This is a genomic window from Chenggangzhangella methanolivorans (assembly GCF_042648545.1).
Taxonomy (GTDB): Bacteria; Pseudomonadota; Alphaproteobacteria; order Rhizobiales; family Methylopilaceae; genus Methylopila; species Methylopila methanolivorans.
Map to the genome: position 1 here is coordinate 777,565 of NZ_JBHRXS010000004.1, position 21,593 is coordinate 799,157.

Below are 21,593 nucleotides of genomic sequence, written 5' to 3' on the forward strand. Positions count from 1 at the left end.
CAGAATGGAGCGCTCCGGCCGCGCGTTGAGCCGCGTCGCCGGCTCTGCCTTTTCCGGAGCCACCCCCACCCCCGACCCCTCCCCACAAGGGGGAGGGGGGCAGGCGGCGCAGCTCGAGCCGGGACGCTCAGCCATGGGCGGCGGCCTTCTGCTCGGGCGCGGCCGTCTTCGGGGCGAACTCGCCGATCAGCGCATGGATCTTTCCGGGCGCTTCCTCATGAGCGAGGTGGCCAAGCCCCTGCAGGCAGACGACGCGAGCGTTCTTCGCGAGCCGCGCGACGCCCGCCGCGCGCCCGGGCGGCACCATGGCGTCGGCCTCGCCGACGACGAGGAGCAGCGGCGTCTCGAGCTTCGATAGATCGTCCTCGAGCGCGTGGAGATCCCAGCCCGCCATCATGCCGAGCGCGCCCGAGACATGGGACGTGGTCGTCGCGAGCCGGCCATAGATCTCCTCGTCGAGCGGGTCGATCTCCGAGCCGGTGCCGTCGAGCAGGCGGCGCACGGCGACCGGGTCGCGCGCCCGGAGCGCGAACAGCCAGGGGGTAAGCGGGTTCAGCGCCAGCAGCTTCGCCGCGCCGACGAAGAACGGCCGCGCGAAGGAGTTCGAGATCGGGAACAGCGCGCCGTTGAGGCTGACGATGGCGTCGGGCGCCGCGTGGCCGTCGAGCGCCATGCGGATCGCGATCGCTGCGCCCGCCGAATGGCCGACAATGATCCGGGGCCGGGCGCCGAGCTTCTTCAGCAACGCGCCGACAGCCTCGGCCATGCCGGGCAGAGTCGTCCGGCCGTAGGGAAGGGGGTCGGTGAAGGCGTGGCCGGGGAGGTCCGGCGCGATCACGCGATGGTCGCGCGAGAGCGCGACGAACAGGCCCCGCCAGGAATGCGTCGAGGCGCCGGTTCCGTGGAGCAGCAGCACGTCGTCGCCGTCGCCCGCCGTCTGCACGTGCCAGGTGAGCCCGCCGGCCCGGACGAAGCGGCTCGCCGACCTGTTCGGCCAGTCGCCTCCGTCGCGGCTCCAGTCGAGGCGGGCGGGCATGGTTTTAAGGCCCTCTTCCCTCGAAGGTGTGTGACGTCTCACCTCCCTCCCCCTTGTGGGGAGGGTGAGGGTGGGGGTGGTTCAGGATGGGCTGCTGTCGTTGCGCGTCGAGCAATTTCGCCGTCTGCGCCTTCTCCGGAGCCACCCCCACCCCCGACCCCTCCCCACAGGGGGGAGGGGAGAAGACTGCGGCTCGATGATCCGCCCCGCCCATCACGCCCTCAACGGCGCGGCGGCGGCCGGAACGTCCTCGCGCCCCAGCGCGCCGAGAACCGTCGCGACGATCCCGGCCGCGTCGAGACCCGCTTCCGCGAGCATGCCGTCGGGCGTTCCGTGCTCGATGAAGCGGTCGGGGAGCGTCAGCGTCCGGACCTTCAGGCCATGGTCGAGCGCCCCGGCCTCGGCGAGCGTGTGAAGGACCAGCGAGCCGAAGCCGCCGGTCGAGCCTTCCTCGACGGTGACCAGCACCTCGTGGCTGTGGGCTAGCCGCAGGATCAGCTCGACGTCGATCGGCTTCGCGAAGCGCGCGTCCGCGACCGTGGTCGAAAGGCCCCGCGCGCCGAGCTCGTCCGCGGCCTTCAGCGCATCCGCGAGCCGTGTTCCGAGCGAGAGGATCGCGACCGACGCGCCCTCGCGCACCACGCGGCCCTTGCCGATGGGCAGCGCCACGCCGCGCGCCGGCAGGGCGACGCCCGTCCCGTTCCCGCGCGGATAGCGGAAGGCGATCGGGCCGTCGTCATGGGCCGCGGCCGTCGCCACCATGTGGGTGAGCTCCGCCTCGTCGGCCGGCGCCATCACCACCATGCCGGGCAGGCAGGTGAGGTAGGCGAGGTCGAAGGAGCCGGCGTGGGTCGGGCCGTCCGGTCCCACGAGACCCGCCCGGTCCATGGCGAAGCGCACGGGCAATCTCTGGATCGCCACGTCGTGCACCACCTGGTCATAGGCGCGCTGCAGGAAGGTCGAATAGATCGCGCAAAACGGCTTCAGACCCTGCGCCGCGAGCCCCGCCGCGAAGGTCACGGCGTGCTGCTCGGCGATGCCGACGTCGTAGACGCGGTCCGGAAACGTCTTCTCGAACAGGTCGAGCCCGGTGCCGCCCGGCATGGCGGCGGTGATGGCGACGATCTTTTCGTCGGCTGCAGCTTCCCGGATCAGGCTCTCGGCGAACACCTTGGTGTAGGCCGGCGGCCCGGCCTTGCCCTTGGCCTGCGCGCCGGTCGCGACGTCGAACGCCACCACGCCGTGATACTTGTCCGCGGAGGCCTCGGCGGGCCCGTAACCCTTGCCCTTCTGCGTCACCACATGGACGAGGATCGGGCCCTGCTCGGCGTCGCGCACGTTCTTCAGCACGGGCAGCAGGTGGTCGAGATTGTGCCCGTCGATCGGCCCGACATAGTAGAAGCCGAGCTCCTCGAACAGCGATCCGCCCGACCAGAAGGCGCGGCCGTATTCCTCCGTCTTGCGGGCCTTGTCGAAGAGGCCACGGGGGAGCCTCTTGCCGAGCCTCTTCAACGCCTCGCGGGCGCCGCGATAGGTTTTTCCGGAGACGAGCCGCGCAAGATGCGCCGAAAGCGCGCCCGTCGGCGGGGCGATCGACATGTCGTTGTCGTTGAGAATCACGACGAGCCGCGCGTCCATCGCGCCGGCGTTGTTCATCGCCTCATAGGCCATGCCGGCCGACATGGCGCCGTCGCCGATCACCGCCACGACGTTGTTGGTCTTAGCCAAGCGGTCGCGGCCGACCGCGAAGCCGAGCGCGGCCGAGATCGAGGTCGAGGAATGCGCCGCGCCGAAGGGGTCGTAGTCGCTCTCGGCGCGCCGGGTGAAGCCCGAGAGACCGCCGGGCTTTCGCAAAGATCGGATGCGGTCGCGGCGGCCGGTCAGGATCTTGTGCGGATAGGCCTGGTGGCCGACGTCCCAGATGAGAATGTCGTCGGGCGTGTCGAACACGTGGTGGAGCGCGACGGTGAGCTCCACCACCCCGAGCCCGGCGCCGAGATGCCCGCCGGTGACCGAAACCGCCTCGATGGTCTCCAGCCGAAGCTCGTCGGCGAGTTGGCGGAGGTCGCTCTCGGGAAGTCTTCGGAGATCCGCGGGCGTCGAGACGCGGTCGAGCAGCGGCGTGCGCGATCCGGCGGTTGCGGGCGTCATCGGCATGTTCGGCCTCCTGTTCGCTCCGGATGTCAGCTTAGACCGCACAAGAGAGATGACAAGTTTTGTTTACACTCATTATGTCATCCATTCGTGACATGCGTCACGAGGCGGCAGCGCGAGCGAGCGCCGGGGCGTCGGCCGAGGGCAGCGGCATGTAACGGGCGCCCATCGCGGCCGAGAGTTCTCCAGCGCGCGGGTTCGGGCGGGGCGAGACGTCGATCACGAGGCTTTTCAGTCCCAACGCCTTCAGCGCGCGAGCGGCCTGCGCCGCCTCCTCCTGCGCCCGGGCGCGGCCGCCTTCGCCGTCGCGGGAGACGTTGGCCTGGCCGTCGGTGAGGAACACGAGCGCCGGCGCATCGCCCCGCCGCCGCGCCGCGACTGCAAGAAGCGCCGCAGCGTCGATCGCGCTCGCGAGCGGGGTGCCGCCGCCGCCGGGCAGCTCTCCGAGCGATCGCTTCGCGCGGGCGAGCGAGCGGGTCGGCGGCAGCAACAGCTCGGCTGTGGTCCCGCGAAAGGCGATGAGCGCCACCTCGTCGCGCCGGACATAGGCCTCGGCCAGAAGCAGTTCGACCGCGCCCTTCGCCTCGGCGAGCCGATGGAGGGCGGCGGAGCCAGAGGCGTCGACGACGAAGATCGTGAGCGAGCGACGGCGTTCCTTCAGGCGCTGGATGCGGAAGTCTTCGCGGCGGACGAGGATGCGGGGAGGGGGCGGACTTTCGCTTGCTTGGTTTTCGACGGACGACGTCCCACTCTGTTGAGCCGCGACGTCTCCGCCTCCCTCCCCCTTGTGGGGAGGGTGAGGGTGGGGGTGGCTCCGGAGAGAGCGGCGCGGTTGCGCGTCGAGCGATGTCGCCTCCTGCGCCTTATCCTGAAGCACCCCCACCCCCGACCCCTCCCCATCGCAAGTCGGATGTATCCGACTTGCGCACTCAGGATGGCCAACTCCGCTGAAGCGGAGTTGGCTCGGGGGAGGGGGGAGGGCCGCCTCCCTCCGCCGCAGCCCCTGCCATGGCGCTGCAGCTCTGAGCGTCGCCACGAGATCGAGCCGCGCTCCGCCTTCGGGACGGCCGGGGCGCGAGCCGACCGGACGGCCGCGACGAGGCGAGGCCTGCGCGGCGCCTGAGCGGCCCGCTGCGCCGGCCGAGCGCGCCGCGGCCGCACCAGCTTCGAGCAGTCCCGGCGGAAGCGTCGCCTCGGCGGCTGCGAGCACGCGTTCGGCGAGCTCGCGCGGATCGCCTCCGGCGCCGTCGTCGTCCTTGCCCCCGCGGTCCTCTCGATCGCCTTCGGGTTCGCTTGCGTGCTCTTCGTCGTCATGAGCGGCGGGAACGCAGGTCGCGCGGGGCCCGAGAACGAGCCGCGCCGCGAGTTCGAGGTCGGCGTCGTCGGGCCGGTCGCGACCGGCGAGCGCCGCCGCGGCGCGGGCGGCCGCGCGGGCGAAGATCAGCGGGCGCAGGCCGCAAATTCCAAGAGCCGCCGCAGCCTCGGCGAGCGCGAGCGTCCGGTCCTCGCAAACCTCGATCGCCGGAAGGCGGCGCCGCGCCGCCTCGACATCGGCGGCGTCCATAACCGCCGCAAGATCAGCGGGGCGCATCGCGGCGAGGTCGACCGCAAGTCCAAGCCGCTCGGTGAGCGCCGCGGGCGGGGCTGCGTCGTCGCCTTCGCCATCGTCGAAGGCCAGCACGGCGAAGCGGGCAGGCTGGAGCGTCCCGAACCCGTCGCGCTCGGCCGCCACGGCGCCGCGGTCGAGAGCCGACGCGATGCGCGCCGCGAGCCCCGGCGAGGCGCGTTCTGCGCCGGGGACCACAAGCGCGCCGCCGTCGGCTTCGGCGAGAACTCCGCGCTGGTGCGCCGGCCGCCCCGCCGAGAGCGTCGCCGCGAGGTCGAGGCCGCCGAGCAGGCGGTCGTCGGGGATGTTGGGCGGCAGCCGTCGGACAGGCGCGCCGGGAGGCAGAAGCGTCTTCAGGACGTCCAGCAGCTTTTCGCGCGCCGGCGCCGCGGCGTTGCGGAGGCGCATGCCGCCGAGGCCCGCCGGATCGATCGCCACAAGGGCGACGGCCGCGATCGCGTCGCGCCAGCATGGCGAGACAGGCGCGGCGCCGGGGCTCACCCCAGAAGATCCGCGACCGCGCGCTCGATCCGGGCGCTGGATCCGGTCTCGTCGAGCGGGTTGCGGCGCAGGCGATGGCGCAGCGCAGGCGCGGCCATGGCGCGAACCTGGCTCTCGCCCACCGCTTTCGCGCCGTCGAGCGCCGCGAGCGCGCGGGCGGCGCGCATCAGGGTGAGCTCTCCGCGCAGGCCGTCGGCCCCGACCGCGAGGCAGAGCCGCGCGATGGATTCGAGCGCGTCGTCGTTGACCGCGACCTCGTCGAGCCGTCGCCGCGCCCGCTCCACGCGTCGCCGGATCTTTGCGTCCGCTCCCGCCCAGTCGGCGGAGAATCCGTGCGGGTCGCGCTCATAAGCGTCGCGGCGCTTCACCACCTGAATGCGCGACGGGATGTCGGCCGGCGTGGTCACCTCGACGCACAGGCCGAACCGGTCGAGCAGCTGCGGGCGAAGCTCGCCTTCCTCCGGGTTGCCGGAGCCGATCAGCACGAAGCGGGCGGGGTGGCGGATCGAAAGGCCCTCGCGCTCCACCACGTTCTCGCCCGAGGCCGCGACGTCGAGCAGGAGGTCGACGAGATGGTCCTCCAGCAGGTTGACCTCGTCGATGTAGACGAAGCCGCGATTGGCGCGGGCGAGCAGGCCCGGCTCGAAGGCCTTCTGGCCGAGCGTCAGCGCCCGCTCGAGATCGAGCGCGCCGACGACCCGGTCCTCGGTCGCGCCGAGCGGCAGGTCGACGACCGGCGCGCGCCGCGCGACGGATTTTCGGCGCGCCAGGCCCGTGCAGGCGGGGCAGGGGGCGGCCGGGTCGCAGCCGTAGATGCAGCCCTCCACGGCCTTCTGCTCCGGCAAAAGCGCCGCGAGAGCGCGCACGGCCGTGGATTTGCCGGCCCCTCGGTCGCCCATGGCGAGAACGCCGCCGAGCGCGGGATCGACGGCCGCGATCAGCAGCGCGGTCTTCATCTCGTCCTGACCGACGATGGCCGAGAACGGGAAGGGCGGTCGGGGGGCGGAGGCGGCGACCGCGGCTTTGGGCGCGCTGTGTGCCGGGCGGTCAAGCATGGGCGGCCTCCCGGCGGTAGCGCAGGTCAGGGGCGAGCCTTGGCGGAAGGCGGAACTGAACCGTCTCCTCCGGCCCCTCGGCGGTCTCGACGGTGACGGGCCGCCAGTCGGCGAGCCGGGCGACCGCCTCCTCGACGAGGCGCTCGGGCGCGGAGGCGCCGGCGGTGATCCCGACTCTCTCGGCGCGTTCGAGCCAGCCGAGGTCGATCTCGGAGGCGTCCCCGATCAGCCAGCTCGGTCGTCCGGCCGCCTCGCCGATCTCGCGCAGGCGATTGGAGTTGGAGGAATTCTTCGCGCCCACCACGAGGATGGCGTCGACCTCGCGCGCGAGCGCGATCACCGCCGCCTGCCGGTTCTGCGTCGCGTAGCAGATGTCGCGCGTGTCGGGGCCGACGATGGCCGGGAAGCGGCTCTTCAGCGCCGCGATGACGTCGCTGGTGTCGGAGACCGAGAGCGTCGTCTGGGTCACGAAGGCGACGTGGTCCGGGTCTGACACCTTGATCGCCCGGGCTTCCTCGACCGTGGCGATGACATGCAGGCGCCCGTCGATCCGGCCGCGCGTGCCCTCGACCTCCGGGTGCCCCTCATGGCCGATGAGCACCACATCGAAGCCAAGGCTCGCATAGCGCGCGCCCTCCTTGTGGACGCGGTTCACCAGCGGGCAGATGGCGTCGATGACGTCGAGGCCGCGCGCCGCCGCCGCCGTCTCGACGGAACGGCCGACGCCGTGCGCCGAAAACACCGTGACGGCGCCTTCCGGAATTTCGTCCACCTCGTCGACGAAGATCGCACCCCTGGCTTTCAGCGCCTCGACCACATGGGCGTTGTGGACGATCTCGTGACGCACATAGACCGGCGCGCCATGGGCCGCGAGCGCCCGCTCGACGATCTCGATCGCGCGGACCACGCCCGCGCAGAACCCGCGGGGCTTGGCGAGGACGATGCGGAGGGGGCGGGATCCTGCCTCAGACGACGCCTTGGAGTTTGCGCTGACGTCCCCGTTCCCTCCCCCTTGTGGGGAGGGTGAGGGTGAGGGTGGGGGTGGCTCAGGACGAGGCGCAGACGTTGAGCGTAGAGCGGCATCGCCCTCGGAGCCTTTTCCTGAGCCACCCCCACCCCTTGCCCCTCCCCGCAAAGGGGAGCGGGTCCGGAGGCCTCGCGGTCTATCGAAGACAGCCGCGGAAGCGTTTTGGCTTTTCGGATGTCGCCTCACTCCGCCGCCTCCCGTTCGAGCCCCACTTCGGCCCACACCGCCGCGAGCGCCGCCACGAGGTGCTCGATGTCGGCGTCGGTGTGCAGCGGCGACGGGGTGATGCGCAGCCGCTCCGTGCCGCGCGGCACCGTCGGGTAGTTGATGGGCTGGACGTAGACCCCGTGCTCGTTCAGCAGCCGATCCGAAAGCTGCTTGCAGAGGACCGGATCGCCCACCATCACCGGCACGATGTGGCTCGGATTGGGAAGGTGCGGGATGCCGAGCCGGTCCAGCCGGCGGCGCACCCGGGCCACTCGGTCGCGCTGGCCGATGCGCTCGGCCTGGCTTTCCTTGAGGTGCCGGATCGACGCCGCGGCGCCCGCCGCCACTGCGGGCGGCAGCGAGGTGGTGAAGATGAAGCCCGAGGCGAAGGAGCGGATGAAATCCACCGTCGCGGCGGACCCCGTGATGTAGCCGCCGACCACGCCAAAGGCCTTGCCGAGCGTGCCCTCGATGATTGTGAGGCGGTCCATCAGTCCGCGCTCTTCGGCGACGCCGCCGCCGCGCGGGCCATACATGCCGACCGCATGGACCTCGTCGAGATAGGTCATCGCGCCATGGCGATCGGCGACGTCGCAGATCTCGGCGATCGGCGCGATGTCGCCGTCCATCGAATAGACGCTCTCGAAGGCGACGACCTTCGGCGCGGTCGGGTCGAGGCTCGACAGCACGCGGTCGAGGTCCTCCGGGTCGTTGTGCGCGAAGATGCGCTTCTCCGCCCGGCTTGCGCGGATGCCGTCGATCATCGAGGCGTGGTTGAGCGCGTCGGAGACCAGCACGCAGCCGGGGATCTGGGCGCCCAACGTCGTCAACGTCGCGAGGTTGGACACGAAACCGGAGGTGAAGAGCAGCGCCGCCTCCTTGCCGTGAAGGTCGGCGAGTTCGGCCTCGAGCAGAACGTGGTCGTGGTTGGTGCCCGAGATGTTGCGGGTGCCGCCGGCGCCGGCGCCCGCGCGGTCGATCGCCTCGTGCATGGCGGCGAGCACGTCAGGGTGCTGGCCCATGCCGAGATAGTCGTTGGAGCACCAGACGGTCACCTCGCGACGCCCGCGCGCGGTGTGGTGGATGGCGCGGGGGAACGAGCCCGCCTTGCGCTCGAGATCGGCGAAGACGCGGTAGCGGCCCTCGCGCTTCAGGCCGTCCAGACGTTCGCGGAAGTACCGGTCGTTGGTCATCGGCTTCGGTCCCCGAGGTTCAGGCTTTGGCCGCGCGGGGCGCGGGCTTCGTCGATGCGGGCGAGCGGCCCGCGCGAAGATTGTCGTTGGCCGGCAAGCCGCCCCAGAGCCGCCCGGAGTCCCAGGGCAGCGCGAGAAAGACGTGCTCGATCACGGCGAGCGCGAGCAGCGTCGAGACGAGCGCGACACTCGCGATCTCGAAGTCGCTCGGCGCCTCGCCCGCGCCGAACAGCGCGACGCCGGCGAGCGCGAGAGTGGCGGCCGTCATGGTGGCGGCGAAGAAAGGCCCCACGGGCCGGGTGCGGAAATGGCCCGCGAGATAGCGCAGCCGGTCGGGCAGGAAGCGCTCGCCGGGGTTCGGCACGCCGACGAAGATGTTGAGTTTTGCGCTCAATCGCATGACCCAGAGGGTCATGAAGGCGCAAAGGCCTGCATGGTTCTCGCCGCCGACGGTGAGCGCCGCGACCGCGGCCGCAGAGGCGAGCAGCACGACCTCATGGTGCATCACGCTCCCCGCCGCCGCGCGGAAGCGCGCCCAGCCCTTGAGGCCGGCGTCCGCCGGCCCGCGATTTGGGCCGGTGACCGCGCCTGAGAGGAACAGGAGCTCGTTCCAGCCCCACACCCCGATCGCGCAGGCGAAGGCGAGGAACGCGCCGCCGGGCGTCACGGTCTTGGACGTGAGGCCGAGGCCGACGAGCGAGGCGAACAGCACAAGCGTCGCGCCAAGGATCGTCCAGCCGGAGGCGCCCGTCCGCCGGTCGAGCCAGAACACCGCCGCGGTGGCCGTCCACCAGAGCAGGATCACGAAGCCGACCGAGACGAGCGCGACGGTCATGGGAGGAGATCCCGCGTTGCGGAGCCGAACCGCGTGCTTCGAGACGCGGCCTTACGGCCGCTCCTCAGCATGAGGACGGATCGTGGCGGGCAAGAACGGTCCTCATGCTGAGGAGCCCGCTCCAGCGGGCGTCTCGAAGCACGCAGTTCCGTTCGAGCCGAGTCCATCGCGCTCACCAGACCGGCGCGAGGCGGGGCGAGGCGGGGACCTCGTTGGGAACGACCCTCACGACGTAGAGCCGCAGGAACACCGCTCCGGCCGCGAGCCCGAGCGCGGTCGCCTTCACCTTGCCGACCAGCCCGCCTTTCTTCTGCGCCGCGGCGATGCCGTCGGAGATCCGGCACATGCGGTCGAAGCCCGCTTTCATCGCCGGATGCTCGAGATCGAGCGTGAACGGAAAGACCTGCTTCGAGATCTCGGAGGTGAGGTTGAGGACCTTCGTGTCGTACCAGGTCGGGTCGATCCCGAGCGCCTTGTGGAAGGCCGGTCGGGCGTGGTCACGCACATACATCGTGGCGTAGACGGCCAGCAGGAAGAAGCGGATCCAGAGCTTGTTGACGAAGCTTTGGGTCAGCTTCGGGTCGCTGCGCATGATGATCGCGAAGGCTTCGCCGTGGCGGAACTCATCGTTGCACCAGCGTTCGAACCATTTGAAGATCGGATGGAAGCGCTTGTCCGGGTTTCGCTCCAGATGCCGGAAGATCGTGATGTAGCGCGCGTAGCCGATCTTCTCGGAGAGATAGGTCGCGTAAAAGATGAACTTCGGTTTGAAGAAGGTGTACTTCTTGGCCCGCGCCAGGAAGCCGAGGTTCACCCCGATGCCCATGTCCTTCAGCGCTTCGTTGATGAAGCCGGCATGGCGGCTCTCGTCGCGCGTCATGAAGCCGAAAAGCTCGCGGATGTCAGGGTTCTGGATGCGTTTCTTGATCTCGGCGTAGAGCACGCAGCCGGAGAACTCGGCGGTGAGCGAGGACACGAGAAAGTCCTTGAACTCGGCCTGCAGCTCCGGGGGCAGCGCTTCGAGCGAGAAGTCGTCGAACTCCGGCGTCTTGTGGAAGTGCTCCTTGTTCTCGTCGCGCCGCATCTCGGCGACGATCTGGTCCCATTCGCTTCGCACCGCCGAGACGTCGATCCTGTCCATCGCCGCGTGGTCGGTGGTGTAGAAGCGCGGGGAGAGCACGGTCTCCTCCATGGCGCCGGCGGTGCTTTCGTTCGTGACGAGGCCGCCTTGCGGCACGCCGCCTTCGACCGCGATCATGACGCGCTCCTTTCGTCGAAACCGACTTCGTAGAGATCCGTGAGCTCGAGATAGGCGGCGACAGGCGTCCAGATCCGGCCCCAGAGGCCGGCCTGCGTGACGCTCGCGCGGCAGCGGCGGACCACGCGACCGCCGAAGGCCGGCGTCGCGGGCGGGTTCTTCACCGTGACCTCGTCGCCGGGGCCGACCTCGTAGCCGTCGAGGAACACATAGGCGTGGAGGCTTTCGGTTGTGTGCTCGACGTCGACCGTGCAGTCGATCTCGAAGCGCCGCCGGAACAGCGGCTTTGCGCGCGCGGCGCCCGTTCGCCGGATGGCCGCGACGGTCCCGCTCCCTCCCCCTTGTGGGGAGGGTGAGGGTGGGGGTGGTTCAGAATGGACCTCAGGACGGCGGCGTAGAACGGCGGCGGCCATCTCGCCTCCTTCTGAACCACCCCCACCCCCGACCCCTCCCCACAAGGGGGAGGGGGGCAGGGCGCCACGCGTCTGCGCGTTCGCAGCCATTTTCATCGTGCCGCCTCCCTATGTTCGAAGAGCCGCGCGAAGGCCGCGGCGTTGCCGTAGCCGAAGGAGTCCAAAAACACCTTCTGGCCGGTCATGAGGTCGGTGAGGGTGATGCGCCCGTCCGCGCGGCGGGCGAGTTCGTAAGGGGCGTCCGCCGGAGCGCCGATCTGCTTGCGGCCGTAGGAGAGACCGTTGAGCGCGCCCCAGACGAAGCCCTCTTCCAGTCCCGGGTTCGTGGCGGCGAGGAGGTCGCCGGTCGTTGCGTCCTTCACCGTCGCGTGGCCGACGCCGCCGTCCAGAATGGTGAGCAGGCGGCTTTCGACCGTCGGGCTCTCTTCCATGCGGAACGCGCCCACGTCCGAGGCCCGCCCGACGAAGGCCGCGACCAGCGCGATCACGGCCATTGCGGCCGCGCCGATGAGGAAGGCGCGGGGCGGTGAGAAGTCGTCGGGGCGGGCCATGGCCGTGTCTCCCTCAGCCCGCCAGCGCCGCGGGGCGCGGCGCGGGGACGGGACGCATGTCGGGAGCGAAGGCGCGGACTTGCGCGACGCGGGCCGAGGCGCCCGGCTCCAGCGCTTCGGCGAGCACGGAGGCCGCGCGAGCGGCGTCGGGCAAGGCGCGCAACGTCGGTTCCGGCGTCTTGATCCGCCAGGGACGGGCGTGCGGCCAGAGTGTGAGATAGGCGACGCGCGTGCCGGCCCCGAGCCCGAGCGAGAGGTCGCCGGAGCCGTCGCCGAGAAGCTTCAGGTCCGCCCGCGTGATGGTTTTCAGTGGCAGGTTGAGCGTCGCGGTAAGCGCGACCCCAATGGACAGCACCACCCGCCGGTCGGTGATGGTGTAGACCGAGCAGCGCGCCGTCGCCCATGCGAGAAGGGCCAGCAGACCGAGGGCGATCGCGGCGATCGGCAGCAGCGCCATCGCCCGCACGGCCGCAGCCTCGAGCCCGGCCTCTGCGTAGCCCGTCGCGGCCCGCCATGCGGCGAAGACTGCGAAATAGATCGCGACCTCGCGGCAGTGGAAGGCGCGCAGCGCCAGCCCCCGCCAGCCGGGCTGCCCCTGCCAGAGGATGCGCTCGCCCTCCGGCAGCGGGCCGGGCAGGCCGAAGGGGCGGGGCTCGCCCTCTTGCGGGCCCGGGCTCACAGCAGCGGCTCCGCGCGGCCGGGATGGGCGTAGAGCAGGCCGGCGCCGTAGAAGGCCGCGGTCTTCTCTTCTTCGAGCATCGTGACCTGGTCTGGGCTCGCGGTCTGGGGCACGCCCAAGAAATTGTCGGCGTAGAGCGCCGTCACGGTGATGCGCCCGCGGCGGCCGTCCACCTTGGCGAAGGGCGTGGGCAAGAGCGCCCTGCGGCCGCCCGAAAGCTCCACCTCGAAGTAGCGGATCATGTATTCGGACTGGTCGACCCAGACGTCCGACACGACGCCGCCGACCTGCCGGTCGCCGCCGACCACAGGCCAGCCGCGCGGGTCCGGATCTTCGGGCGCGAGGTGGAAGTCGGGCGCTGCGCGCAGCGGCACGATCTTGGGTCGGCCGTCGACGGTGAGGTCCGGATGGTTCGAGCGCTCGACCCAGGAGCCGGGGCCGACGCCCGCGGTCATCGGATCGCCGACGGGCACGTAGGGCGCGCCGGAGAAGCCCGCGGTCGGAGCGAGCGCGAGATCGGCGCGCTCGACCCGGCCGCTCGGCAGCGAAACCTCGCCGTGCCCGCCATGCAGCAGGTAGGTCTTGGGCGAGGGCGGCTTCGGGAAGCCGACGATCGAGACGCCGCGGCCGACCGGGTGGTCTTCGACCAGCGGGTAGCCTTCGCGCTTGTTCTCGCGGTGGAGGTAATAGATCAACCCGGCGAAGAACGCCCAAAAGAGATAGAGCGAAGTCAGCGCGAGATCGAAATGCTGGGTGAAGTGCAGATAGGAGTACATGGCGTCTCTCCCGGCGATCGTTTCCGTTGCGGTCAGGCAGGCATGTCGGCGAGGCCGATCTTCTTGTTGGCGGCGTCTTCGCGGGCGTGCCGAACGAGCGGCCCGATCGCGATCAGGGTCATGACGAGAAGGGCGAGTTCGACGCCGTAGACGGCGCCGTAGCCGGCGTAAGGCGCGGCGCCCGGCAGATGCGCGACGGCGTCGCGAAGCGCCCCGCCGCAGGCGAGCGCAGCGCCCCCCGCGCTCGCCGACACCGCGCCCCAGGCGCCGAGCGCGAGGCCGGTGCGCTCCTTGTCCTCGAGCCCCATGGCGGCGCTGAGCGTGCCGACAGAGAACAGCCCGCCGCCGAAGCCGATGGCGAGCACGCCCAATCGGAAGAGAGCGGGGGATTCAAGCGGCCCAGACAGCATCACGGCGGCGAAGGCCGGCAGGCCAAGCGTCGCGCCGATCGCCGCCACCACCAGCGGGTCACGGCCGGCGGCGAGCGCACGTGCGGCGATCCAGAAGGCGAGGAGGGCGCCGGCTGCGAAGAGGGCGGTCAGCGCCGAGGTGCCGCCGACCGAGAGATGCAGCACCTGCCCGCCATAGGGCTCCAGCACGATGTCCTGCATCATGAAGGCCGCGGTTCCGAGGCCGAGCGCCCAGAGGAATCGCCGCGCGCGCCGGTCGGCCGTAAAGGCGCCCCATGCGTCGCGGAAGCGCGGGGTCTCGGCGGACCGCATCGCCTCGGCCCGCGAACGATCGCGCGGCTCCATCTTCCAGAGGGCGGCGACGTTCAGCACGAAGGTCGCGAGCGCGCAGCCTTGCACGACCTGGATGAGGCGAACCTCAGAGAACTTCGCCAGCAGCAGGCCGAACAGGAAGCCTGAAAACACCATGCCGGCGAGGAGGGACACATACATCAGCGCCACCACGCGGGCGCGGGTCTCGGGCTTGGCGAGGTCGCTCGCGAGCGCGAGGCCCGCGGTCTGGGTGGTCTGAAGTCCCGCGCCGACAGCCAAGAAGGCGAGCGCCGCCGCGACGTGGCCGGCGTAGGGGACGGGGGCCGGGTCCATCGCAAGCACCAGCAGCGCGAAGGGCATGATGGCGAGCCCGCCGAACTGCATCAGCGTGCCGAACCAGATGAAGGGCGCGCGCCGCCAGCCGAAGGCGGAGCGGTGATGGTCGGACCGGAAGCCGATGACGGCGCGGAGCGGCGCTGCGATCAACGGCACCGCCACCATGGCGGCGACGAGCGCCGCCGGCACGCCGAGTTCGACGATCATGACGCGGTTGAGCGTGCCGACGAGCAGGACAGTGGCCATGCCGACCGACACTTGGAACAGTGAGAGCCGCAGCAGTCGCGAGAGCGGCAGGTCCTCGCTCGCGGCGTCCGCGAAGGGGAGGTAGCGGGTCCCGATCCCGCTCCAGATCCTGGCGGTGTGGCGGAGCGAAAGCGTCATGGCCGAACGAGCTCCATGACTTGGCTTATGTAGAAGCCGCTTGTCACCCGGGAGGAACGGCAGGCCTCGAACGCGGGAACCGACCGGGCGAGCGCGTCCCGGAGCGCGCGCTCGGCCACGGGCTCGATCGCAGGCGACCGGTCGGAGCGGGGAAACAGCTTTCCGACCGCGTGCATGGTCGCGAGCAGCGGCGTTCGCGGTGCGAAGGTGAAGAGCAGCGAGTGACGGGTGCGAGCGCCGAGATCCTTGAGAGTCGCGACCGCGTCCGTCATCGGATAGTGTATCAGCACGTCCATGGCGATTACGTAGTCGAAGCCACCGAGCGCCTCGTCGGCGAGATCGCCGACATGGAAGTCGAGGCGGCGGACGAGATCTTTGGGCGCACGATGGCGCGCGAGCGCCACGAGCTTCGGCGACAGGTCGATCGCGACCACATCGGCGCCGCGCCGCGCCGCCTCGACCGCAAGCGCGCCGGTGCCGCAACCGGCGTCGAGGATGCGGCGGCCCGACAGATCCTCCGGCAGCATGCTGAGGATTTCTGCGCGCATCCGCTCGCGGCCGGCCCGCACCGTCGCGCGGATGCGCCCGAGCGGCGCGTCGGAGGTCATCTGCTCCCAGGCGCGAACGGCGGTGCGGTCGAAATAGGTTTCGATCCGGGTCAGTCGGTCGCGATAGGCGGCGTCGCTCATCACATCCTCCCTCAGTCGAACCCGAGAAGATCGAAAATGTCGCGGTCCTTCAGGGATTTCGCCGTGCAGGGCTCGACCCCTGCCCAGAGCTGCGCGGCGAGCCGCAGATACTCGGCCTGCACCTCCGCGACGCCCTCGCCCTCCATCTCGAACAGGGTCGACTTCTTCAGCCGAGAGCGGCGGATGACGTCGAGATCCGGCAGGCGGCCCAGCGTCTTCATTCCCGTCGCGGCGTTGAAGCGCTCGATCTGGTCGACGTCGGCGGAGCGGTTGGCGATGCAGCCGGCGAGGCGCACGTCGTAGTTCTTCGATTTCGCGCCGATCGCCTGCACGATGCGGTTCATCGCGAAGATCGAGTCGAAGTCGTTGGCGGTCACCACCACGGCGCGCTCGGCGTGCTGGAGCGGGGCCGCGAAGCCGCCGCAGACGACGTCGCCCAGCACGTCGAAGATCACCACGTCGGTGTCCTCGAGCAGGTGGAACTCCTTGAGCAGCTTCACCGTCTGCCCGACCACATAGCCGCCGCAGCCCGTGCCGGCCGGGGGCCCGCCGGCCTCGACGCACATGACGCCGGCGTAGCCCTGGAACACGAAGTCCTCGACGCGCAGTTCCTCGGAGTGGAAGTTCACTGTCTCCAGCACGTCGATGACGGTCGGCATCAGCTGCTTGGTCAGCGTGAAGGTCGAGTCGTGCTTCGGGTCGCAGCCGATCTGAAGGACGCGCTTGCCGAGCTTCGCGAACGCGACCGAGAGGTTCGACGAGGTGGTGGACTTGCCGATGCCGCCCTTGCCGTAGACCGCGAAGACCTTGGCCCCCTCGATCTTCTGGGCCGGATCGAGCGCGACCTGCAGCGATCCCTCGCCGTCGAGGCGGCAGGGCCCGGCGGCCGAGGTGGTGATCTTGGTGTGGGCGTTCATCCCCGTCTCCTCAGGCCGCCGCCGGGGCGCCGGAGACGCCCTCCAGACGGTCTTCGAGTTCCTCGCCCGCCTCGCGCAGCGCCGCGCGCGTGGCGTCGTCGGGCGTCCAGTAATTGCGGTCTTGGGCCTCGATCAGCCGGTCGGCGACGCGCGATGCCGAGGTCTTGTTCAGCCGCGCGAGGCGCTCGCGCATCGCGGGATCGAGCAGGTAGACATCGGTGATCTGCCGGTAGACCCACGGGTCCACCTGGCCGGTGGTCGCCGACCAGCCGAGCGTGTTGGTGACATGCGCCTCGATGTGGCGGACGCCCTCATAGCCGTGGGCCAGCATCCCCTCGAACCACTTCGGGTTCAGGAGCCGCGTGCGGGTCTCGAGCGCCACCTGCTCGGAGAGCGTGCGCACCGCGCCCTCGCCGCGGGTCTGGTCGCCGATATAGACCGGCGGCGCGGAGCCGCGGGCGCGCTTGGAAAGTCGCGTCAAGCCGCCCAGCGTGTCGACATACTGGTCGAGCGTCGTGACGCCGGTCTCGACGCTTTCGAGGTTCTGGTAGGCGAGATCGACGCCCGAGAGCGCGGCGCTCAAAAGCTCCGGCTGCGCCTGCGGGCGGCCGTTGACGCCATAGGCGAAGCACTTCCGGCGCCCATAGGTCTCCGCGAGGTCGTCCTCGTCGGACCACAGGCCGTTCTCGATCAGGTGGTTGACGTTCGCCCCATAGGCGCCTTCCGCGTTCGAGAACACGCGCAGCGCCGCGGTCTCGAGGTCGCAGCCGGTCCTGGCCTGATAGGCCAGCGCGTTCTTGCGCACGAAGTTGCGGTCGGTGGGCTCGTCCGCCGAGGCCGCCATCCAGCAAGCTTCGGCGAGCAGGCGGACCTGAAGCGGAAGAAGGTCACGGAAGATGCCCGAAAGCGTCATCACGACGTCGATGCGGGGCGTATCCAGTTCGGCGAGCGGGACGAGCGTCGCGCCCGCGACCCGGCCATAGCCGTCGAAGCGCGGCCGGGCGCCCATCAGCGCCAGCGCCTGGGCGATCGGGCCGCCTTCCGTTTTCAGCGTGTCCGTGCCCCAGAGCACCAGCGCGACCGACTCCGGGAAGGCGTTTCCATCCGCCACATGCCGGGCGATGAGGCGAGCGGCCTGCCGGGCCCCGTCCTTCATCGCGAAGGCCGAGGGGATGCGGAACGGGTCGAAGCCGTGGAGATTGCGGCCCGTCGGCAGAATGCCCGGCGAGCGGATCAGGTCGCCTGCGGGCGCGGGGCGGATGAACCGCCCGTCGAGCGCGCGCAGGATGGCGGGCGTCTCGTGGTCCGTGCGCAAAAGCTCCGCGACGCCTTCCGGCGCCTCGCCGCCCGCGGCCTCGCCGAGCGCTGCGAGCGTTTCGGAAAGCTCCGCTTCGCCCGGCGTTTCGCCCACCACATGGAGCCCGTGCGGGATCAGCGCGTATTCGACTTCGAGAACCTGGGCCGCCAGCCGGCCGACCTTCGCCTCCGCGTCCTCCCAACCGTCGTCGGCGCCGGCGAGATCGAGCCCGACGGCCTGCGCGCGGATCACGGTCGCGAGCGTCTCGCGCTCGGCGGCGGACGTGTCCGGCTCAAGCGCGCGCCAGCGGTCGATCGAGGCCTTGAGGTCGATCAGCCCGCGATAGAGCCCGGCCTGCTCGAGCGAAGGGGTGAGGTAAGAGACAAGCGTCGCGGCCGCGCGGCGCTTGGCGAGCGCTCCCTCCGACGGGTTGTTGGCGGCGTAGAGATAGAGATTCGGAAGGTCGCCGATCAGCCGGTCGGGCCAGCATTTTGCGCCGAGCCCCACTTGCTTGCCCGGCATGAACTCCAGCGCGCCATGGGTGCCGAAATGAAGGACCGCGTCGGCGCCGAAGTCCTCGCGCAGGTATCGGTAGAAGGCCGAGAAGGCGTGGGTGGGGGCGAAGGACTTTTCGAACAGAAGCCGCATAGGATCGCCCTCGACGCCGAAGGCGGGCTGCACGCCGACGAAGACGTTGCCGAACTCCGCGCCGAGGACGAACAGCGAGCGGCCGTCCGAGAGCTGACGGCCGGGCGCCGGGCCCCAGACCTTTTCGATCTCGGCGAGGTGGCGTTCGCGCCGCACATGGTCGTCGGCGGGGATGCGCGCCGCGACATTGGCCTGCGCGCCGAAGCGTGCGGCGTTGCCCTCGAGAATCCTCTCGCGCAGCGCGTCGACGCTCTCCGGAAGCTCGACCGTGTAGCCGTCTTTCTTCAACGCCTTCAGCGTGTTGAACAGCGACGGAAACACCGCGAGATAGGCCGCGGAGCCGACCGCTCCGGCGTTGGGCGGGAAATTGAAGATCACCGTCGCGACCTTGCGCTCGGCCTTTGGCCTGGCGCGCAGGGACACGAGCCTGTCGACGCGGGCCGCGAGCATGGCGGCGCGCTCGGGATCGACGCCCATGTCGCCGGCCTCGCCGTCGCGGCCGCCGAACGTCATGGGACCGGTGGCGCCGTCGAGTTCGGGGATCGCCACCATGATGGTGGCCTCGACCGGGGAGAGGCCGCGCTCGCTTTCCCGCCAGCCGTCGAGGCTCTGGAACTCGACCGGATGCGCCGCGAGATAGGGGACGTCGAGGTTCGCCAGCAGCTCTTCGGCGGCTTTCGCGTCGTTGTACGCAGGGCCGCCGACGAGCGAGAATCCGGTGAGCGACACGAGCGCGTCGATGGCCGGGCGGCCGTTGACCATGAAGAATTTTTCGACCGCAGGCCGGACGTCGAGTCCGCTGGAGAAGGCCGGGATCACGCTGAGGCCCCGCGCCTCCAGCGCCGCGATCACGCCGTCATAGTGCCGCGTGTTTCCGGCGAGCAGGTAGGAGCGCATCACCAGCACGCCGACCGTCCCGCGGGACTTCGGCGCGCGGGGCAGGCGGGCGGCGTCCTCGCTGATCCTGCCTTTCAGCGCCGGGTGATAGACGCCGACTTCGGGGTAGACGACGGGCTCCGCGGCGGGAACCGTCCCGCGCAGAACCTTTCGGGGGCCGTCCGCATAGCGGTCGACGAGCAGGCGCACGAGGTTCGCGACGTTTTCCTCTGAGCCCGCGAGCCAGTATTGCAGCGTCAGGAACCAGGCCCTGAGATCCTGAGCGGTCCCCGGAATGAACCGCAGGATCTTCGGCAGCCGCCGCAGCATCTTCAGCTGCTCGGCGCCCGCGGTCGCAGCGCCGTTCTGGCCGCGCAGGCGCTTCAGCAGCGCGAGCGGACCGCTGGCGGGCTTGTCCATGGTGAGCCGGCCCATGCGGGTCAGCCGCGTCACCTCCGCGGCCGACATCACGCACACCATCGCGTCGCAGGCCTCGCGCCGCGCGGCGAGCGCCGGCAGGATCGCGCGGATGTGGTCGTCCATGAACAGCATGGTGACGATCACGATGTCGGCGCAGAGCACGTCGGCCTTGGCGCGTTCGAGCGCGGAAGGGTCGTCCTCCCAGCGGGCCGCCGCATGCAGGTCGAGGGTGAGGCCCGGCAGATCCTTATGGAGACGCGCGGCCGCGCGGTCGGTGGTCGCGCCGAGATGGTGGTCGAGCGTCACCACCACGACGCGGACGGGGACGGCGCTTGGCGCGCCGGGCCTATCGGCCGAAATGCGCTTTGGCGTCATAGAGCGTCTCCACCGTGATCGCGGCGATCCCGGTCTGGCGGGCGAAGCTTTCGGTGTTCCGGCGCGCCTTTCCGCGCACGAAGAAGGGGATTTTCTTGAGCTCCTGCTCGGCCGAAGCCTCCCAGACGATTCCGGCGTCGGGGGCAGGCTCGGCGGGCGGGGCGTCCATGGGCGCGTGGCCCGCGAGATGCGAGGGCAGGGCGCCGTCGGCGAATTCGAAGTCGTCGCGGAACATCGCCACGAGGTGCTCTTCGAGCCCCATCATCAGCGGGTGGACGAGCGTGTCGAAGAGGACGTTGGCGCCCTCGAACCCCATCACGGGCGAGGTGCGGGCCGGAAAATCCTGCACATGGACCGGAGCCGAGATCACCGCGCAGGGGATCCCGAGGCGCTTGGCGACATGCCGCTCCATCTGGGTGCCAAGGACCAGCTCCGGCTGGAGGGCTGCGATCGCCTTTTCGACCTCGAGATGGTCGTCGGTGATCAGCGCCTCGATACCGAGCTCTTCAGCTTTCGCGCGGACCTCTCGGGCGAATTCGCGCAAATAGGTGCCGAGCCCCACCACCTTGAAACCGAGTTCGCTCGCGGCGACGCGCGCGGTGGCGATCGCGTGGGTCGCGTCGCCGAAGATGAAGACGCGCTTGCCCGTGAGGTAGTTCGAGTCGACCGACCGGCTCCACCATGGCAGGCGCGTGCGCTCGTCGGCGAGGATTGGGGTGGGGTCCAGGCCGGCGAGGCTTGCGACCTCCTCCACGAAGGCGCGCGTCGCCCCGACGCCGATGGGGACGACCGTGGTGAAGGGCTGGCCGAACTGACGCTTCAGCCACTCGGCGGCGGTGCGGGCGATCTCGGGATAGAGCACGACGTTGAAGTCGGCGTCGCCGATGCGCGCGAGGTCGGCTGGGGAGGCTCCGAGCGGGGCCACGACGTTGACCGTGAGGCCGAGCCGTTCGAGCAGCCCGCGGATCTCGGCGACATCGTCGCGGTGGCGGAAGCCGAGCGCGGTCGGGCCGAGGATGTTGCAGGTCGGTCGACGTTCCCCCTCCCCCTTGTGGGGAGGGGTGAGGGGTGGGGGTGGTTCAGAACAGGGCGCCGCGGGCGACGCAGCTCTACGCTCGCGCGCTTGGCCTTCTCCGGAACCACCCCCACCCTCACCCTCCCCACAAGGGGGAGGGGGTGGAGGCGTCGCGCCCTTCGATCCCGCCAGCGTCCGCACCAGCCGGTAAAAGGTCTCCGCCGCGCCCCAGTTCTCCTTCTTGGAGTAGGCCGGCAGCTCAAGCGCCACCACGGGGATCGGCAGCCCGACGGCGGCCGCAAGGCCCCCCGGATCGTCCTGGATCAGCTCTGCGGTGCAGCTCGCGCCGACCAGCATCGCCTGCGGCTGGAAGCGCTCGTAAGCGTCCGTGATCGCGGTCTTCAGCTTATCGGCGGTGTCGCCGCCGAGGTCGCGCGCCTGAAACGTCGTGTAGGTCACAGGCGTCCGCTCGCCGCGCCGCTCGATCATCGTGAACAGCAGGTCGGCGTAGGTGTCGCCCTGCGGGGCGTGCAGCACGTAGTGGACGCCGCGCATCGCGGTCGCGACGCGCATGGCGCCGACATGGGGCGGTCCTTCATAGGTCCACATGGCGAGCTGCATGG

General features: G+C 70.5%; 17 protein-coding genes. All 17 read right to left on the bottom strand.

What is annotated here, in order from left to right; genetic code table 11:
- Nucleotides 1-127: 127 nt before the first annotated feature.
- The 17 genes from bchO to bchB all read right to left on the bottom strand — a co-directional run bounded on the left by bchO (nucleotide 128) and on the right by bchB (nucleotide 21,591).
- On the bottom strand, nucleotides 128-1,036 hold the full coding sequence (gene bchO / locus ACFOWB_RS09075; protein ID WP_378146837.1) for an alpha/beta fold hydrolase BchO: 909 nt from the start codon (nucleotides 1,034-1,036) through the stop codon (nucleotides 128-130).
- Nucleotides 1,037-1,249: 213 nt separating this feature from the next.
- On the bottom strand, nucleotides 1,250-3,193 hold the full coding sequence (dxs, locus tag ACFOWB_RS09080; RefSeq protein WP_378146839.1) for a 1-deoxy-D-xylulose-5-phosphate synthase: 1,944 nt from the start codon (nucleotides 3,191-3,193) through the stop codon (nucleotides 1,250-1,252).
- 97 nt (nucleotides 3,194-3,290) lie between these two features.
- Nucleotides 3,291-5,297 (bottom strand): VWA domain-containing protein, encoded by a 2,007-nt coding sequence (locus tag ACFOWB_RS09085; protein WP_378146841.1) that lies wholly within the window; start codon nucleotides 5,295-5,297, stop codon nucleotides 3,291-3,293.
- A complete protein-coding gene (bchI, locus tag ACFOWB_RS09090) occupies nucleotides 5,294-6,352 on the bottom strand; it encodes a magnesium chelatase ATPase subunit I (RefSeq protein ID WP_378146843.1) in 1,059 nt (352 codons plus the stop codon). The genes ACFOWB_RS09085 and bchI overlap by 4 nt, the downstream gene beginning before the upstream one ends.
- Complete coding sequence (ispH, locus tag ACFOWB_RS09095) at nucleotides 6,345-7,295, bottom strand: 4-hydroxy-3-methylbut-2-enyl diphosphate reductase (RefSeq protein ID WP_378146913.1); 951 nt, start codon at nucleotides 7,293-7,295, stop codon at nucleotides 6,345-6,347. The genes bchI and ispH overlap by 8 nt, the downstream gene beginning before the upstream one ends.
- Before the next feature lie 266 nt (nucleotides 7,296-7,561).
- The gene (gene hemA / locus ACFOWB_RS09100; RefSeq protein WP_261403663.1) at nucleotides 7,562-8,779 is read right to left on the bottom strand and encodes a 5-aminolevulinate synthase; all 1,218 of its coding nucleotides are present in this window, start codon (nucleotides 8,777-8,779) and stop codon (nucleotides 7,562-7,564) included.
- A 19-nt stretch (nucleotides 8,780-8,798) separates the two neighbouring features.
- Nucleotides 8,799-9,614, bottom strand: a complete 816-nt coding sequence (gene puhE / locus ACFOWB_RS09105; protein ID WP_378146847.1) for a putative photosynthetic complex assembly protein PuhE — start codon at nucleotides 9,612-9,614, stop codon at nucleotides 8,799-8,801.
- Between the two features lie 172 nt (nucleotides 9,615-9,786).
- The gene (gene acsF, locus ACFOWB_RS09110; RefSeq protein WP_378146849.1) at nucleotides 9,787-10,872 is read right to left on the bottom strand and encodes a magnesium-protoporphyrin IX monomethyl ester (oxidative) cyclase; all 1,086 of its coding nucleotides are present in this window, start codon (nucleotides 10,870-10,872) and stop codon (nucleotides 9,787-9,789) included.
- Nucleotides 10,869-11,285: a hypothetical protein gene (locus ACFOWB_RS09115; RefSeq protein WP_378146851.1), complete on the bottom strand. Its 417-nt coding sequence runs from the start codon at nucleotides 11,283-11,285 to the stop codon at nucleotides 10,869-10,871. Before ACFOWB_RS09115 ends, acsF begins: the two co-directional genes overlap by 4 nt.
- Before the next feature lie 92 nt (nucleotides 11,286-11,377).
- The gene (gene puhC / locus ACFOWB_RS09120) at nucleotides 11,378-11,836 is read right to left on the bottom strand and encodes a photosynthetic complex assembly protein PuhC (RefSeq protein ID WP_261403662.1); all 459 of its coding nucleotides are present in this window, start codon (nucleotides 11,834-11,836) and stop codon (nucleotides 11,378-11,380) included.
- A 13-nt stretch (nucleotides 11,837-11,849) separates the two neighbouring features.
- A complete protein-coding gene (puhB, locus tag ACFOWB_RS09125; protein ID WP_261403661.1) occupies nucleotides 11,850-12,515 on the bottom strand; it encodes a photosynthetic complex putative assembly protein PuhB in 666 nt (221 codons plus the stop codon).
- Nucleotides 12,512-13,291: a photosynthetic reaction center subunit H gene (gene puhA / locus ACFOWB_RS09130; protein WP_378146854.1), complete on the bottom strand. Its 780-nt coding sequence runs from the start codon at nucleotides 13,289-13,291 to the stop codon at nucleotides 12,512-12,514. The genes puhB and puhA overlap by 4 nt, the downstream gene beginning before the upstream one ends.
- Nucleotides 13,292-13,323: 32 nt before the next feature.
- Nucleotides 13,324-14,733: a BCD family MFS transporter gene (locus ACFOWB_RS09135; RefSeq protein ID WP_378146856.1), complete on the bottom strand. Its 1,410-nt coding sequence runs from the start codon at nucleotides 14,731-14,733 to the stop codon at nucleotides 13,324-13,326.
- The gene (bchM, locus tag ACFOWB_RS09140) at nucleotides 14,730-15,422 is read right to left on the bottom strand and encodes a magnesium protoporphyrin IX methyltransferase (RefSeq protein ID WP_261403660.1); all 693 of its coding nucleotides are present in this window, start codon (nucleotides 15,420-15,422) and stop codon (nucleotides 14,730-14,732) included. The genes ACFOWB_RS09135 and bchM overlap by 4 nt, the downstream gene beginning before the upstream one ends.
- An 11-nt stretch (nucleotides 15,423-15,433) precedes the next feature.
- Nucleotides 15,434-16,339, bottom strand: coding sequence for a ferredoxin:protochlorophyllide reductase (ATP-dependent) iron-sulfur ATP-binding protein (gene bchL, locus ACFOWB_RS09145; RefSeq protein WP_261403659.1), 906 nt, complete (start codon nucleotides 16,337-16,339; stop codon nucleotides 15,434-15,436).
- 10 nt (nucleotides 16,340-16,349) lie between these two features.
- Nucleotides 16,350-19,955, bottom strand: a complete 3,606-nt coding sequence (locus ACFOWB_RS09150; protein WP_261403658.1) for a magnesium chelatase subunit H — start codon at nucleotides 19,953-19,955, stop codon at nucleotides 16,350-16,352.
- Nucleotides 19,927-21,591 carry a ferredoxin:protochlorophyllide reductase (ATP-dependent) subunit B gene (gene bchB / locus ACFOWB_RS09155; protein WP_261403657.1) on the bottom strand — a complete coding sequence of 555 codons (1,665 nt, stop codon included), beginning with the start codon at nucleotides 21,589-21,591 and terminating at the stop codon, nucleotides 19,927-19,929. Before bchB ends, ACFOWB_RS09150 begins: the two co-directional genes overlap by 29 nt.
- Between the last annotated feature and the right edge of the window lie 2 nt (nucleotides 21,592-21,593).